The sequence below is a fragment of the Pseudoalteromonas shioyasakiensis genome (assembly GCF_022398475.1).
GTDB lineage: Bacteria > Pseudomonadota > Gammaproteobacteria > Enterobacterales > Alteromonadaceae > Pseudoalteromonas.
On sequence record NZ_JAKEVM010000045.1, the window covers coordinates 1 to 15,108 of the forward strand.

The window sequence follows — 15,108 nt, forward strand, 5'->3', positions numbered from 1 at the left end:
GTCATAGATTTTTCTTAAAGTACTGTGTCCCATATTGGGACTTTTATAATACATACACGGGAAAAATAATGATAAATACAAAATTAACGCCGCTCGCGCTTGTGATTGCAAGCCTGAGCGCACCTGCTTCTGCCAACCTAATCATCTCTGAATACGTTGAAGGAAGCTCTAACAATAAAGCGGTAGAGCTTTACAACACTTCTGGTGCTGAGCTATCGCTTGACGGTTACACCATCTCTTTATACTCAAATGGTAACGGCGATCTAGCAGACCCTAATAACAGCTTAGCTTTAACCGGTACTCTTGCAGCAAACGCAACTTACGTTATTGTTAATGCAAGCTCTGCAGATGAGTTAAAAGCCAACGCGGACACTGAATCAACAATCACTTATTTCAACGGTGATGACGCATTAGTGCTAACTAAAGACGGTGCAATTGTTGATAGCTTTGGTCAACTGGGCGTAGATCCAGGTTCAGCATGGGATGAAGGCGGCGTTTCAACACAAAATAAAACACTTCGCCGTAAAGCTACAATCACTTCAGGCCGTACTGATGCAACCTCAGCGTTTAACCCAAGCGATGAGTGGGAGCAATTCGACCAAGACGATTTCAGCAATATAGGTCAATATGGTGAGAGCACAGAGCCAACGCCTGAACCAGAGCCAGTCACTCCTCTTGAGTGTGGTGCAGAAAAAACCTTAATCAGCGCAATTCAAGGTGAAGGCGGCGACAGCCCTCTTATCGACACTGAAGTAGAAGTTGAAGGTGTTGTTACGGCTGACTTCCAAGGTGATGATCAACTAAAAGGCTTCTTCATTAGCTCACTTGCTGCTGATATTGATGAAAACCCACTTACTTCTGAAGGTGTATTCGTTTATTTCGCAGATACCGACGTTGCTGTTGGTGACCATGTGCGTGTTAAAGGTAGCGTGGCTGAATACTACAGCGCAACACAACTAGGCGATGTTAGCCAAGTTGAGATCTGTGCGACAGGTTTATCTACTGACGCAACCGCTATCACTTTACCTGTTGCTGACGTGGCAGACCTTGAAGCTTACGAAGGTATGTTAGTGACCATAGATCAACCTTTAGTCGTTAATAACAACTACGGTCTTGGTCGCTATGGTGAAGTTGACTTAGGTACTGAGCGTTTATACCAAGGTACTCAAGTTGCACTACCAGGTGATGCAGCAAATGCTGTTGAAACTGAAAACCTGAAAAAACAAATCTTAATCGACGATGGTTCAACAAAGCAAAACCTTGATCCTATTGCCTACCCAGGTACGGGCCTTGATGCCTATAACACGTTACGTTTAGGCGATACTGTTAATACGATTACGGGTGTAATGGGTTACAGCTTCGACCGTTACCGTATTCACCCAACAGTACAACCTGAATTCACTGCAACTAACCCTCGTACAGATGCTCCAGAGCTTAACGAAGATGCAGACCTACGTGTTGCAAGCTTCAACGTATTAAACTATTTCAATGGTGATGGCCAAGGCGCAGGCTTCCCTACTAGCCGTGGTGCTGATAGCGAAGAAGAGCTGATTCGCCAAGAAGCTAAATTAGTTAGCGCAATTACAGCTATTAACGCTGATGTTATTGGCTTAATGGAAATCGAAAATGACGGTTTCGGTGAAAATAGCGCTATTGCTAGCTTAGTATCTGCACTTAATGATGAAGATGCAGAAAATACCTACGCATTTGTTGATTTCGGTGTTGACCAAATTGGTACTGATGCAATCACAACAGCACTGATTTATCGATCAAATAAAGTATCTGAAGTTGGTAAGGCTGCTCATACTACAGTAGAACCTTTCGATTACAGTAATCGCCCGCCAATTGCACAAAGCTTCCAATCTCTTGAAAGCGAAGAAATCTTCACTGTTGCCGTTGCCCATCTAAAATCTAAAGGCGGCTGTGGTAGCGCTGAAGGTAATAATGCTGACTTAGGCGATGGTCAAGCATGTTGGAATGAAATCCGTGTTGCGGGTGCAAATGCATATGCTGATTGGTTAGCAACTTACCCAACTGAAGTTGAAGATGAAGATATCATCCTAGTCGGTGATATGAACTCTTATGCGATGGAAGATCCTATCAGTGCATTTGCAGATAAAGGTCTGAAGAGTGCGGTTGCTGAACTAGACGGCGACACATTAGGTTACTCTTATAGCTTCTCTGGCCGCATTGGTAGCCTTGACCACGCACTAGTCTCTGAATCTATGCTTGCTAAAGTTGTCGCTGCTACGGATTGGCATATCAATGCCGATGAGCCAATCAGCCTAGACTACAACCTTGAGTATAAGTCATCGACACAACAAGCTAGCCTATACTCTGACAATGCATACCGCGCATCTGATCACGACCCAGTGATTGTTGATATTCAATCTGCAGAGCCTATTCCTGCAGAGCAGGCACCAGTAATCGAAGCGAGTCAATCATTCGAAATCGTAGAAAATAGTGAAATTGGCGCTGTGATTGGCCAACTAGTTTTCTCTGATGGTGATGCTGATTACACCCCAGTAGTAAGCTTTAGCATTGAAGGTGAGCATGCTGATGCGATTGCAATTAGTGCTGCAGGTGAAATTACAGTGGCTAAAGAGCTAGACTTCGAAGAAGAAGACAAGCTTACGCTGATGATCCGTGCAGAAGATAGCGCAGGTAACCTATCAGAAGCACAACTGCTATACATCAACATCACAAACGATGAAGCTGATGATGAAGTAGAAGATGTAGCTGAAGAAGTTGAAGAAGAAACAGAAGAAGAGTCAAAAGACGATGATTCTGGTTCATTTGCTTGGTTAAGCTTACTTGCTTTACCATTTGCACTTCGTCGTCGTATGAAAAAATAAACGACACTGCATATGAATAAGGCCGCATTTCGCGGCCTTTTCTATTTCAATTCACTTAATTTAGCATTATTGAGGCTTGCTAGTATTAGGCTTTACATTGCAGATTAGGCTTTATGGCACAACCTGCTTTTGACTTATAGAGCTTAGCAATGTCAATCTGTTGCTGCTCATCAATCTGCCAGTTCATAAACTGGTGTGTTTTACCATTCGCTAAGGTAATTTTAAATACTGTGATGAATGCCATTGGGTTAAATTCAACAGTGACAATATCTTCAGCGTTGATGTAACGCTTACCTAATCCTCGCGAATAACAAATCCCCGCCTTGTAACAGTGTAAGAAGCGCAGTTCTAAAAAATTTAATAGAGTAATAAATAGCAGAACAGGCAACAATAGCATCAAAATTGATGCTCCTAGCAAAGTAACGCTTAATGCAACAAGAATAGCCAGTGCTATCTTGCTTCCCTGTAGAGTCCAATTAGGACTTAACTTAATCGTTTTCATGAGTATATTTCTATAGTTGTAATATTTAATAAGCAGACGTTTAATACAAAATGATTAAAAAATCATTCGGGCGCCATTTTACATAGACTAAAAAAGGTACACAAGGTACAAAAAAGCACTTTTTTACTAGAACAAAGTAATTAGCCTACAACTTACTAATAACCTTATATATTTCTTGAAAATGAAATTTGTATTAAAATCGTACAATTTAAGAGCGGCAGCACTTAAATCGTATTAGCTATTTAGAAAATACTTTAAAAGTGCGATATCTGTACCGGTACATTAATAACTCAAAGCTGAATGGTTAATTAACATACAAAGGAAAGAAATGATTACTTTGTAATCGAAAAAATTACGACAATACATTTACGATTTTTAGGCAATAAAAAACCCGCAACAAGTGCGGGTTTTTTTAAAAGAAGTTAAGAGGCTAATTACTTAGCAGCTTTTTTCTCTTTTTCTGCAGCGATTACTGTTTCAGCAACGTTTGCAGGACATGGTGCGTAGTGTGAGAACTCCATAGAGAACTGACCACGACCAGAAGTGATAGTACGTAAGTGGCCGATGTAACCGAACATTTCAGAAAGTGGTACATCACCCTTGATGCGAACGCCCATTGCGCCAGCTTCTTGGTCTTTGATCATACCACGACGACGGTTAAGGTCACCGATTACGTCACCTACGTTGTCTTCCGGAGTGAATACGTCAACTTTCATGATTGGCTCAAGAAGTTGTGCACCCGCTTTAGGGATAGACTGACGGAAAGCGCCTTTAGCAGCGATTTCGAACGCGATTGCTGATGAGTCAACTGCGTGGAAAGCACCGTCGAAAAGCTCAACTTCAACGTCTAATACTGGGAAGCCAGCTAGAACACCTTCTTGCATCATTGATGCGAAGCCTTTCTCAACTGCAGGCCAGAATTCTTTAGGTACGTTACCACCAACAACTGATGAAGAGAACGTGAAGCCTGAGTTTTGCTCGCCTGGCTTGATGCGGTAATCGATCTTACCGAATTGACCAGAACCACCAGATTGTTTCTTATGCGTGTAGCTATCTTCGATTTCTTTCGTGATAGTTTCACGGTAAGCAACCTGAGGTTGACCAACAACTAGGTCTACGCCGTAAGTACGCTTAAGGATATCTACTTTGATATCTAAGTGAAGCTCACCCATACCTTTAAGGATGGTTTCGCCTGAATCTTCGTCAGTTTCAACTTGGAATGAAGGATCTTCTGCAACCATCTTACCGATCGCGATACCCATCTTCTCGTTACCGCCTTTGTCTTTAGGAGCAACAGCGATTGAGATTACTGGATCAGGGAAGATCATCGCTTCAAGTGTACATTCGTGCTTAGGATCACAAAGAGTGTGACCAGTTTGAACGTTCTTCATACCAACAACAGCGATGATGTCACCCGCTTGTGCTTCAGTAAGTTCGTTACGCTCGTCAGCTTGCATCTCAACCATACGGCCGATACGCTCTGTTTTACCAGTTGCTGAGTTAAGGATTGTGTCACCTTTCTTCATGCGACCAGCGTAGATACGGATGAACGTAAGTGCACCGAAACGGTCGTCCATGATTTTGAACGCTAACGCTTTAAGTGGCTCATCTGCAGAAACAGTTGCTACTTCACCAGTAGGCTCACCAGTTTCAGGATCAGTTAGAGGTTGTGGGTCAACTTCTGTAGGCGAAGGTAGGTAATCTACAACCGCGTCTAGTACTAACTGCATACCTTTGTTTTTGAATGCAGAACCACAGTATGTTGGGAAGAACGCAAGATCACGAGTACCTTTACGGATACAACGTTTGATGTCTTCTAGAGAAGGCTCTTCACCTTCCATGTAAGCCATCATTAGGTCTTCGTCTTGCTCAACAGCAGACTCAACAAGCATCTCATGGTATTCATCAACTTTGTCTACCATGTCAGCTGGAACGTCTTGTACTTCGTAGTTTTCAGGAAGACCAGTGTCATCCCAAACGTATGCTTTTTTCTCAAGTACGTCTACAACACCAATGAATTGGTCTTCGATACCGATTGGTAAAGTCATAACTAGTGGGTTAGCACCTAGTACTTTCTCAACTTGACCTACAACGCGGTAGAAATCAGCACCCATACGGTCTAATTTGTTTACGAAGATTACACGTGCAACTTCTGATTCGTTCGCATAACGCCAGTTAGTTTCTGACTGCGGCTCAACACCACCAGAACCACAGAATACACCGATACCACCGTCTAGTACTTTAAGTGAACGGTATACTTCTACTGTGAAGTCAACGTGTCCCGGAGTATCGATAACGTTTAAGCGGTGGCCTTTCCACTCACAAGTTACAGCTGCTGATTGGATTGTAATACCGCGCTCAGCTTCTTGTTCCATGAAGTCAGTAGTAGACTCACCGTCGTGTACCTCACCAGTCTTATGAATTTTACCCGTAAGCTTAAGGATACGCTCAGTGGTGGTAGTTTTACCCGCGTCAACGTGGGCGAAAATACCAATATTTCTGTACTTCGATAAATCTGCCATTATTTTACTCTTAATAAAGTCGAAAAATTATTCGGCGGGAGTATAGCATTACTTAAAGCGAACATCACCATCGAAGTCGCTTAAAATGCAATCAATTTTATAAAATTTTTCTATGCTCAGGATAAGCGGCACTTTTTAACGTGCCGAACAGTGAATTTATGCTACTAAAATCGCTAATTTAGCACTGATTTGGCTATTAAATGATGCGATTAGCTGCTTGTCATTTTATAACAGCGCTCAGGTCGCCCGATACTTCCGTAGCTCTGATCAGCACTGACTTGCTCAGCTTCAAGCAAGTATTCGAGGTAACGACGGGCTGTTGAGCGGCTTACGCCGACTAAATCACCCATTTGCTGAGCAGTAAAAGCCGTGCCAATATTCGCTCTAAAAGCTTTTAAGATCTTTTGCAAAGTAAGCTGATCCACCCCTTTTGGCAGCCTAACTGGGGCTTTTAACTGTTCTTGCGATCCAAATAAAGTATCGACCATAGATTGGGTTACTTCATCGGCATCTGACAAACATTGTTGCCTTGCTTCAAATCGCGCTAGCGCTTGATCTAAGCGATTTAGCATTAATGGTTTAACTAAGAAGTCACAGGCACCAAGCTGCATGGCTTTTTCCAGTGTTTCTACTTCTTTTGCTGCGGTTAACAGCATTACTTCGCTTTTCATTTCTTCGCGGCGTAATTCATTGAGTAAATCAAGGCCATTACCATCGGGTAAATGAATATCGAGCAAAATTAAATCGGCGTTAATCGCCGATAATAACGCTTTCGCAGTGGCAAGATTGCCTGCAATACCCACAACCTGATATTGCCCCTGACGCAGTGTTTGCCGCGTCCCTTGTTGGCCAGCAACGCCATGAGGAAGTAATAAGTATTGCGCCAATAATTGGGCTACTTCAACTTCGTCTTCAACAATGACAACTGAGTAAGTCATGTTCTTTACCTTTTATTTATAGGCTGATCATTTTTTATTATTTTGGAATGTAGACACTTAAGCGTGCCCCCATCAGATCAGACTCACCTATTTCTAAACTACCACGACACGAATCTAAGTTGGTTTTAACTAAATAAAGGCCGATACCATGCTCAGCCCCTGACTTAGAACTGTATTGTGGTGTAAATATCACATCCTTGTCATCGCCTAAACCAAAACCGCTGTCTTCAACATCAAACAATAATGTTTTGCTGGTTTCATCAACCGTAACACGAACCTTAGGGGTACGTGTATCGCTAGCTCGAATAGCAGCTTCAATTGCGTTATCAATCAAATTGCCAAGTATCGAGACAACCCGTTCAAGCATATCTTTACGGGTGATCGATCCTAATAAGCTATCTGGATTAAGCTCAAGTATCACGTTTAATTCACGGGCTTTATGGTATTTACCAACCAATAAACCTGCTAGTACCGGATCTTGGATCCTTTCGAGTAAATGATGGATCTGCGCTTGCGAGCCTTTACTTTCTTGACCAATTAACTCAATCGCCTGATCCGTTTGCCCCATCTGAATTAACGCACCAATTAAGTTTAGCTTGTTCGAGTAATCATGCGTTTGCACTCGTAATAACTCAGCAAAGGCTTGCACTTTGGTTAATTGCTGCGATAAATATTCAAGCTCATCCGCAGGGCGCATACTCAACAAAATACCATCAGCCTGACCTTGCACTTGCAATGCATATCGCGACAACACAATGCGTTTATCGGCGGCAAATAATTCAAAACCAACAATCGGACGCTGTTGGTTATGCATTAAAAACTCACTATGTTCAGGAAGTAAGTCTGCAAGTTTAAGTGGTTGATGAATACAGCTGGTCGGTTTACCGAGGATTTCGCAGGCACGTTGATTTAAGTTACGTACATTACCTTCAGGATCGAGGGCGATAATGCCGCTACGAACAGTATTCAAAATAGCATCTTGCTCAGAGAACAACCGTGCTATTTCATCAGGCTGTAAACCAAAAATAGCATTACGAACCCGTTGACCAATATACACCGCGGCCAAAATACTTAAACCGACTAACAACAAACCCCAAAGCATAATTTCAGCACTGCGAGCACGAATAAGCGGTTCAATTGATTGCACTAAAAAGCCAACCGATACCAAGCCGATGACTTCGCCTCGCTCTGAGAGCACAGGGACTTTGCCACGAATAGACTCGCCCAAACTTCCTTTTGCAATCGACACATAACGCTCACCACGCAGTGCCGCTTTACTGTCACCACCCACCATCGGCTTACCGAGCTTGTCGGGGTCTGGGTGAACAATGCGGCGGGTATTGTTATCGCCAATCACGATAAAGCTGGCTGCGGTGAGTTCACGAATATGCTCTATTTGCGTATTTAACTCATCAAGCCCTTGCTTGGTTTGCAATGCGTTTTGCACGTCATCCCGTGAGGCTATACTGGTTGCGAGCGCAAGCGCTTTATCGCCCATGTGGTTATGTAAGCTTTCTGCGGTGATCTGATACACCAAAGCGCCAAACAATACAGCCTGTAAAACACATAGACCGGTAACCCAAATGATGAGCCGCGTTTCTAAGCGCTTAGGTTTTTTAACCACATGCTGAAATGGGTTTAGCTTATTGGTGTATCTCATATCAGTGCCTTGTTCTACGCATGTTGCTCTGCTTGCGTAGCTGCTTTTTCTTTACGACGTTGGACAATATAGTCTTTCAGTGGGAACAACAACACTAAGATCGAAATCACAAAAATACTCAGTGTTAATGGGCGGTCCCATAAAAAGCTTAGTGAACCATCTGAAATCATCATGGCACGACGGAAGTTTCGCTCAATCATATCACCGAGGATAAAGCCAAGTAATAAAGGTGCCATCGGGAAAGCTAACAAGCGAAGCACCAAGGCCACCAGCGCAAAGCCCACCATCATAAATAAATCAAAGGTGTTAAATGACACTAAATACACACCAATTAAGCTGAAGAATAAAATCATCACTGTCAGCACAGATTTAGGCATTGCCAACACTTTAGCGAAATATGGGATCAACGGCAGATTCAAAATCAGCAGTACAATATTGCCAAAGTACATACTGACAATGACAGCCCAAAACACGCTTGGGTTTTCTTGCATTAACATAGGGCCCGGCTGAATACCGTAGGCAATTAATGCACCTAGCATAATAGCTGTTGTACCAGAGCCTGGAATACCTAAAGTCAGTAATGGTACAAATGAGCCAGTACAAGCTGCATTATTAGCCGACTCGGGTGCCGCTAAGCCACGCATCGAACCCTTACCAAATTTATCTTTCAGCGCTTTTGGAGCAAGATTACGCTCAGTGGCATAGGCCATAAAGCTGGCAATGGTTGCCCCTGCGCCCGGTAACACACCGACTATAAAACCAAGTAAAGATGAGCGACCAACCACAGGAGCCATGTCTTTTACTTCTTCTTTAGTCAGTTTTGTTGAGCCAATTTTTGGCGTATCAGGATCATCAATTTTTTTATCTGGTTCAGCTTCAGGGCGTGCCACATTAATCAGCGCCTCAGCCAACGCAAACGTTGCCATCGCTACTAATAAAAAGCTAATACCATCTAATAAATCAGCTTGGCCAAAAGTAAAGCGCTCGGTACCTGAAGAGGGATCAATACCTACCGTTGCCAGCATTAAGCCAAATACCGTCATCATCATGGCTTTTAAGAATTGCCCTTTATTAGAGAACGCAGCGATAGCCGTTAAGCCTAAAAACATCAGTACAACATAATCAGGCGATTGGAAACTTAATGACACTTTCGCTAATAATGGCGCAGCCACCATCAATAAAATGGCGCCAATGGTCCCGCCTATAAAGGATGAATAAGCTGCAATCGCAAGGGCTTTACCAGCCTTACCTTGTTTTGCTAGTGGGTAACCATCAAACGATGACGCTACCGTGCCTGCCACACCCGGCGCATTAATCAAAATAGAAGAAGTAGAGCCACCGAATATAGCCCCATAGTAAACACCGGCCATTAAAATCATGCCCGAATCAGCACCGATGCTGTAAGTTATTGGGATCATCAACGCAATCGCGGTAATTGGGCCAAGGCCCGGTAGCATACCGATGAACGTGCCAACAAAGCAGCCAACAATCACATATAACAAGTTGTTCCAGTCGAGTACGGTCGACAAACCTAACATAATTCCATCAAGCATAACTTAACTCCACAGATTGCCAGGTACTAAGTAAATGCCCAGTACTTGTGTCATTAAAAACCAAAAAACCACGGCCACAGGCACAGACGCAAACAACAACACTGCCTTACGGCGTTCGCCCATGATAAAAAAGCCCGTAATTAAAAATGCACTGGTGGCAATTAAAAAACCGAACGGTTCAAGCATGGCGCTATAAGCAACCATTAAAACCAACAATGCAAAGGTACGTAGTAAGTTGCCCTTACTGAGTAGCTCTGCTTTTTCTGCAGGCGCTTGCTTTAATAAGTTGGCACCAATCGAAAGTACACACACCACGATACCAAATACTGCATACACTTTTGGTAAGGTTGCAGAAGTAACGCTTTCGTACTCTTCAAATGGCATAAGTGGAATTTGCCAAGCCACAAGGGCGTAGAGGGTAAAGAGGACCAAGAATAAACTTGGTCCAATTAGTTCACGGTTTAACATCGTCTAACCTTAGCCTCGGATAAAACCAAGTTCTTTCATTACAACGCGTAATTGCGCTTCTTGCTGCTCAAGCGATTTAATAAACGCTTCTTTTTCTTGAAATAGATTTAGCCAACCATTGCGGGCACGAACCGCTTCCCATTCAGAGGTTTGTTGCAGCTTACGTAGCTTTTCTGTGTACTCGGCGAGTTTGTCTGCTGGTAAATCTGGGGTTGCAAAAAAGCCGCGCCAGTTTACAAACTCCATGTCGTAACCTAGCGACTTTAAGGTTGGAATTGCTGGGTAATCTGGCAATTTATCTGCAGAAGTCACCGCTAAAATACGTGCCTGACCACCATTAGCGACTTCGAGTGCTTCACTTAAGCCTGTTGAAAGTAAGTTGACCTCACCCGACAGTAAACCTGCTTTCGCTTTACCACCGGCATCGTAAGGAATGTAACGTAATCGACGACCATCAAGACCCGCCGCTTTAACCGCTTGTGCAGCCACTAAGTGATCCATGCTGCCGCGCGCAGAGCCACCTGCTACTTTTACAGAGCCTGGGTCTTTTTTCATTGCATCAATAACGTCTTGCCATGTTTTAAATGGCGAGTCATTACGCACCACAAATGCACCATAATCAGCAATCATGCTGGCAACTGGTGTTAAATCGCGATAACTGTAAGGAATTTTGCCTGATAATGCGCGCAGTACGATAGGCGTTGAGTTAACCATCAACATATCGCCTTTTTTAGTGCCCGACTCAATCAAGTAAGCAATTGCACGGCCACCGCCGCCGCCCGACATATTCTGAAACGATGCATTATCTTCAATGCCCGCTTTTACCATTGCTTCACCAACACCACGTGCTGTGGTATCCCAACCGCCGCCTGGGCCACCCGGTACCAAAAAGTGTAAGTTTGCTAATGCCAGTGGGCTGGCTACTAATAATGAAGCTGCTAAAACAGATCTTTTTAATGATTTAAACATAGTCATAATGCACGACTCCTAAAATAAGTACTGCATACGAGCACTGATGCCCATACCTGAATCTTCATCACCTACCAGCGTAGAAGCACCGGCACCATCAACATCGCTATAAATCAGGTTGCCCATAAATTTGATATCGCTGCTTAGGTAATATGATGTGCCTAATGTATAAGTGGTTACGTCGGTACCTTGCTGTTTGCTGCTAGCGTTCATTTGTGACACACGGGCAACAAGCTCCCATGCATCTTTAATCCCTTTTGGTTGTACAAATAATGCTGAGCCTGCTTTGTAACGGCGCTGCTCACCGCCTAAGAAGTAACTTGCCGAGACATGAAAGCCATCAAAACGTTCACCATCAAGTTCATTGCTACTATCTACCGTATCAAGGTAACGGCTGGCATATTCAGCCTCTAGAGTGAATGCATTCGCTTGGTAGGCAAATTCAAGACCGCTTTGCGACATGCTATTTAGCGCTGCGGTTTCACCACCGACTGCGTAATCCACTAAGCGAACATTGGTTTCACGCACTTCACCACGGGCAAAACGAGCGCTTAAATCATTGTCGCCCATATCACGATAAGAGTGCCAAGCACCTAAATGAATCACATCACCCGGCGCTGCACTAGACCAAGTTAAGCGACCTGTTACAGCCAATGTCAGTTTGTCATCTTCGTCATGGCCCGATGCACCAAACGCATCGTTTTTGTAAACACCCACGGCGTAACGTAAGCCTGAATCTTTAAAGTATTGATAAGCCGAGATACCCCAGCGGAAGAAAGGCGAGAATGTATTAGCAAGGGTGCTACGCTCAATGGTATTAATGTGTTTAGAACTGGTTAGCGCATTGAGCGACATGTCTTCACGGATTTTACCGGCTTTTACTTTTAAGCCGTTGTCGAATGCATAACGTACCCGCGCTAACACGATTTCAGCCTTGCCTTCAGAAAATTCGAGTAGTAATTTGTGATCCCAGTTACCATGTTCACTTTCAACATAAGTACGGATACGACGTGGGAAGAAGTCGCTGCCTCCAGCGCCATCATTGTCGGCATTGTAAGCACCGTCGAAATAGTTGTAATCAAGTTGCACGCGACCACCAAATTCTAGGTTGAAGCCGCTAGATGTTTTTAATGAATCCACTTCTTTTTGAAGTGCATCGAGTTGTTGCTGTAGTTGTTCAGCGTCGCTTTGTGCGAATGCTGATGTACTTGCTAACGCCGCTGCAACGGCTAAAGCGAGCTGTGTGTTACTTGCTTTCATGAAATACTCCACACCAGATTATAGTTATTTGTTGTCGTTGATCGGCCGACTGCAAATGGCGATCTGGTTTGGAGCATAGTGTTAACGATAGATTAACGAAATGTTTAGGGGGTAAGTTGCATTGATGATGATAAATGGCTTTTTGTTCATAAAACCCATGAACAAAAAGCACATTACTGGGGGTTAGTATAAAATCTAGGCAAATTAGCTGCTTAAAAGTCGCAAAACTAGCTAAAAGTCATCTCAGGAACGTCACCAGAGACAATAAGTTTGCCCTGTGTCTTAGCAATAATCTCATCAACCGAGACACCTGGCGCACGCTCTAATAAATGAAATGCACCGTCTTTAATTTCTAAAAGTGCCAAATCGGTGATCACTTTATTGATACAACCAACGCCCGTTAACGGCAAACTACATTCGGTCAGCAGTTTTGATTCGCCATGCTTGTTGGCATGGGTCATAGTACAAATAATGTTTTTAGCACCAGCCACCAAGTCCATCGCACCGCCCATTCCTTTAACCAGCTTTTTCGGGATCATCCAACTAGCTATGTTGCCGTTTTGGTCCACTTCAAACGCGCCCAGCACGGTTAAATCAACGTGGCCGCCGCGGATCATGGCAAAGCTTTCTGCGGAGCTAAATATAGCCGCCCCCGTTGCAGCGGTGACCGTTTCTTTACCTGCGTTGATCATATCGGCATCAACTTGGTCTGCACTTGGGTATGGCCCCATACCGAGTAAACCATTTTCAGATTGCAGCATCACTTCGATGCCATCAGGGACGTAATTAGCAACCAAGGTTGGAATACCTATACCTAAGTTAACGTAGTAACCATCCTGTAGTTCCATCGCCACGCGTTTAGCGATTTGTTCTCGTGATAATGCCATCAGCGTGCTCCTTATTGATTCTCTTGCTTAGTGGTAACTTTCTCGATGCGCTTTTCAAATTCACCTTTAATCACTCGGTCAATATAGATACCCGGCGTGTGAATTTGGCTTGGCTCTAGTTCCCCTGGCTCAACAATTTCTTCAACTTCAAGAACCGTAATTTTGCCTGCGGTTGCTGCTATCGGATTAAAGTTCATCGCCGTATGACGATAAATGCAGTTACCGTAGCGATCTGCTTTCCACGCTTTAACTATCGCAAAGTCGCCAGTAATGCTTGGCTCTAATAAATAATCGCGACCATTAATATTGCGGGTTTCTTTACCGTCAGCCACCGGTGTACCGACACCCGTTGCGGTATAAAATGCAGGAATACCCGCACCACCAGCACGCATTTTTTCAGCTAAAGTGCCTTGCGGTGTGAGCTCAACTTCAAGTTCACCATTTAATAGTTGCTGCTCAAATAGCGCGTTTTCACCAACGTAAGAGGCAACCATCTTACTGATTTGCTTGTCTTCAAGTAGCACTCCTAAACCAAAACCATCAACGCCACAGTTATTCGATACCACTGTTAAACCACGAGTGCCTTGACGTTTAATTTGCGCAATTAGTCCTTCAGGAATACCGCATAAACCAAAACCACCGGCTATCACTGTCATGCCATCTTCAAGGCCAGCCATCGCTTCGCTATAACTTGTAACTACTTTATCAAAACCTGCCATTGGCTCCTCCTATTGTGCAGTCCAACCGCCATCAATGGCGATTGCTTGGGCGGTAATATTGCGTGCTGCATCGGCCATTAAAAAGCTAACGGTATGCAGGATCTCATCTAAGCCGATAAATGCTTTTTTCGGCATCGGTGCTAGCATAATTGTGTCGATCACTTGTTGCTCAGAAATGCCATGTTCTTTAGCTTGCGAGGCAATTTGTTGCTCCACAAGCGGCGTTTTTACATAGGCTGGGCACACAGTATTAATCGTGATGTTGGCATCACCCGTTTCGAGTGCCATGGTTTTAGCAAAGCCGATTAAGCCATGTTTTGCAGCGATATAAGCCGACTTATATTTAGACGCCACCATGGCATGAATTGAGCCAATATTAATGATGCGACCAAAATCTTGCTCACGCATACGAGGGAGTACCGCCTTGGTCATCATCGCTGGGCCAACGAGCATAACTTGCTGTAAGAACTGCCATTTATCAGCCGGGAAATCTTCAAGCTTTGCCACGTGCTGAATACCCGCATTATTAATAAGTACATCAATTGGCTGATTAAGCTCAGTGAAAAACTGCTCTATTGCATCACTATCTGCCACATTAAGTGCATACCCTTCGGCGCTACCACCTTGCTCAACAATGCCTGCTGCAGCTTGTTGTGCTGCTTGCTGATTTAAATCAGTCACAATAATAGTGTGACCTTGCATCGCCAGTTGCTGGGCAACAAATAGACCTATACCACTGGCTGCACCGGTAATTAAAACTGTTTTGCTCATCGGG

12 protein-coding genes are annotated in these 15,108 nt (G+C 43.8%); 1 reads left to right on the top strand and 11 read right to left on the bottom strand.

The window, feature by feature from the left end:
- Positions 1–68 precede the first annotated feature (68 nt).
- On the top strand, positions 69–2,855 hold the full coding sequence (locus L1D51_RS09985; protein ID WP_239963586.1) for an ExeM/NucH family extracellular endonuclease: 2,787 nt from the start codon (positions 69–71) through the stop codon (positions 2,853–2,855).
- A gap of 85 nt (positions 2,856–2,940) precedes the next feature.
- Here L1D51_RS09985 and L1D51_RS09990 read toward each other — a convergent pair whose 3' ends face one another.
- The 11 genes from L1D51_RS09990 to L1D51_RS10040 all read right to left on the bottom strand — a co-directional run bounded on the left by L1D51_RS09990 (position 2,941) and on the right by L1D51_RS10040 (position 15,104).
- Entirely contained in the window at positions 2,941–3,357 is a 417-nt protein-coding gene (locus tag L1D51_RS09990) for a hypothetical protein (RefSeq protein ID WP_130167370.1), read from the bottom strand.
- Between the two features lie 434 nt (positions 3,358–3,791).
- The gene (gene fusA, locus L1D51_RS09995; protein ID WP_054552334.1) at positions 3,792–5,879 is read right to left on the bottom strand and encodes an elongation factor G; all 2,088 of its coding nucleotides are present in this window, start codon (positions 5,877–5,879) and stop codon (positions 3,792–3,794) included.
- Positions 5,880–6,088: 209 nt separating this feature from the next.
- Positions 6,089–6,817, bottom strand: a complete 729-nt coding sequence (locus tag L1D51_RS10000; protein ID WP_055020571.1) for a response regulator — start codon at positions 6,815–6,817, stop codon at positions 6,089–6,091.
- Between the two features lie 37 nt (positions 6,818–6,854).
- The gene (locus tag L1D51_RS10005; RefSeq protein WP_054562933.1) at positions 6,855–8,477 is read right to left on the bottom strand and encodes an ATP-binding protein; all 1,623 of its coding nucleotides are present in this window, start codon (positions 8,475–8,477) and stop codon (positions 6,855–6,857) included.
- Between the two features lie 14 nt (positions 8,478–8,491).
- Positions 8,492–10,030, bottom strand: coding sequence for a tripartite tricarboxylate transporter permease (locus L1D51_RS10010; protein WP_054552331.1), 1,539 nt, complete (start codon positions 10,028–10,030; stop codon positions 8,492–8,494).
- 3 nt (positions 10,031–10,033) lie between these two features.
- Positions 10,034–10,498, bottom strand: a complete 465-nt coding sequence (locus tag L1D51_RS10015; protein WP_054562934.1) for a tripartite tricarboxylate transporter TctB family protein — start codon at positions 10,496–10,498, stop codon at positions 10,034–10,036.
- Positions 10,499–10,507: 9 nt separating this feature from the next.
- Positions 10,508–11,473: a Bug family tripartite tricarboxylate transporter substrate binding protein gene (locus tag L1D51_RS10020; protein WP_425605536.1), complete on the bottom strand. Its 966-nt coding sequence runs from the start codon at positions 11,471–11,473 to the stop codon at positions 10,508–10,510.
- 12 nt (positions 11,474–11,485) lie between these two features.
- A complete protein-coding gene (locus L1D51_RS10025; RefSeq protein ID WP_239963587.1) occupies positions 11,486–12,727 on the bottom strand; it encodes an OprO/OprP family phosphate-selective porin in 1,242 nt (413 codons plus the stop codon).
- 227 nt (positions 12,728–12,954) lie between these two features.
- Positions 12,955–13,614 (bottom strand): 3-oxoacid CoA-transferase subunit B, encoded by a 660-nt coding sequence (locus L1D51_RS10030; protein WP_054562936.1) that lies wholly within the window; start codon positions 13,612–13,614, stop codon positions 12,955–12,957.
- Between the two features lie 11 nt (positions 13,615–13,625).
- Positions 13,626–14,333, bottom strand: a complete 708-nt coding sequence (locus L1D51_RS10035) for a CoA transferase subunit A (protein WP_239963588.1) — start codon at positions 14,331–14,333, stop codon at positions 13,626–13,628.
- A gap of 9 nt (positions 14,334–14,342) precedes the next feature.
- Complete coding sequence (locus L1D51_RS10040; RefSeq protein ID WP_239963589.1) at positions 14,343–15,104, bottom strand: 3-hydroxybutyrate dehydrogenase; 762 nt, start codon at positions 15,102–15,104, stop codon at positions 14,343–14,345.
- Positions 15,105–15,108 lie beyond the last annotated feature (4 nt).

Coding starts and splice junctions, on each gene's coding strand:
- L1D51_RS09990 (WP_130167370.1), bottom strand. CDS start 3,357: ATGAAAACGATTAAGTTAAGTCCTAATTGGACTCTACAGGGAAGCAAG.
- L1D51_RS10040 (WP_239963589.1), bottom strand. CDS start 15,104: ATGAGCAAAACAGTTTTAATTACCGGTGCAGCCAGTGGTATAGGTCTA.
- L1D51_RS10030 (WP_054562936.1), bottom strand. CDS start 13,614: ATGGCATTATCACGAGAACAAATCGCTAAACGCGTGGCGATGGAACTA.
- L1D51_RS10005 (WP_054562933.1), bottom strand. CDS start 8,477: ATGAGATACACCAATAAGCTAAACCCATTTCAGCATGTGGTTAAAAAA.
- L1D51_RS10035 (WP_239963588.1), bottom strand. CDS start 14,333: ATGGCAGGTTTTGATAAAGTAGTTACAAGTTATAGCGAAGCGATGGCT.
- L1D51_RS10025 (WP_239963587.1), bottom strand. CDS start 12,727: ATGAAAGCAAGTAACACACAGCTCGCTTTAGCCGTTGCAGCGGCGTTA.
- fusA (WP_054552334.1), bottom strand. CDS start 5,879: ATGGCAGATTTATCGAAGTACAGAAATATTGGTATTTTCGCCCACGTT.
- L1D51_RS10000 (WP_055020571.1), bottom strand. CDS start 6,817: ATGACTTACTCAGTTGTCATTGTTGAAGACGAAGTTGAAGTAGCCCAA.
- L1D51_RS10020 (WP_425605536.1), bottom strand. CDS start 11,473: ATGACTATGTTTAAATCATTAAAAAGATCTGTTTTAGCAGCTTCATTA.
- L1D51_RS09985 (WP_239963586.1), top strand. CDS start 69: ATGATAAATACAAAATTAACGCCGCTCGCGCTTGTGATTGCAAGCCTG.
- L1D51_RS10015 (WP_054562934.1), bottom strand. CDS start 10,498: ATGTTAAACCGTGAACTAATTGGACCAAGTTTATTCTTGGTCCTCTTT.
- L1D51_RS10010 (WP_054552331.1), bottom strand. CDS start 10,030: ATGCTTGATGGAATTATGTTAGGTTTGTCGACCGTACTCGACTGGAAC.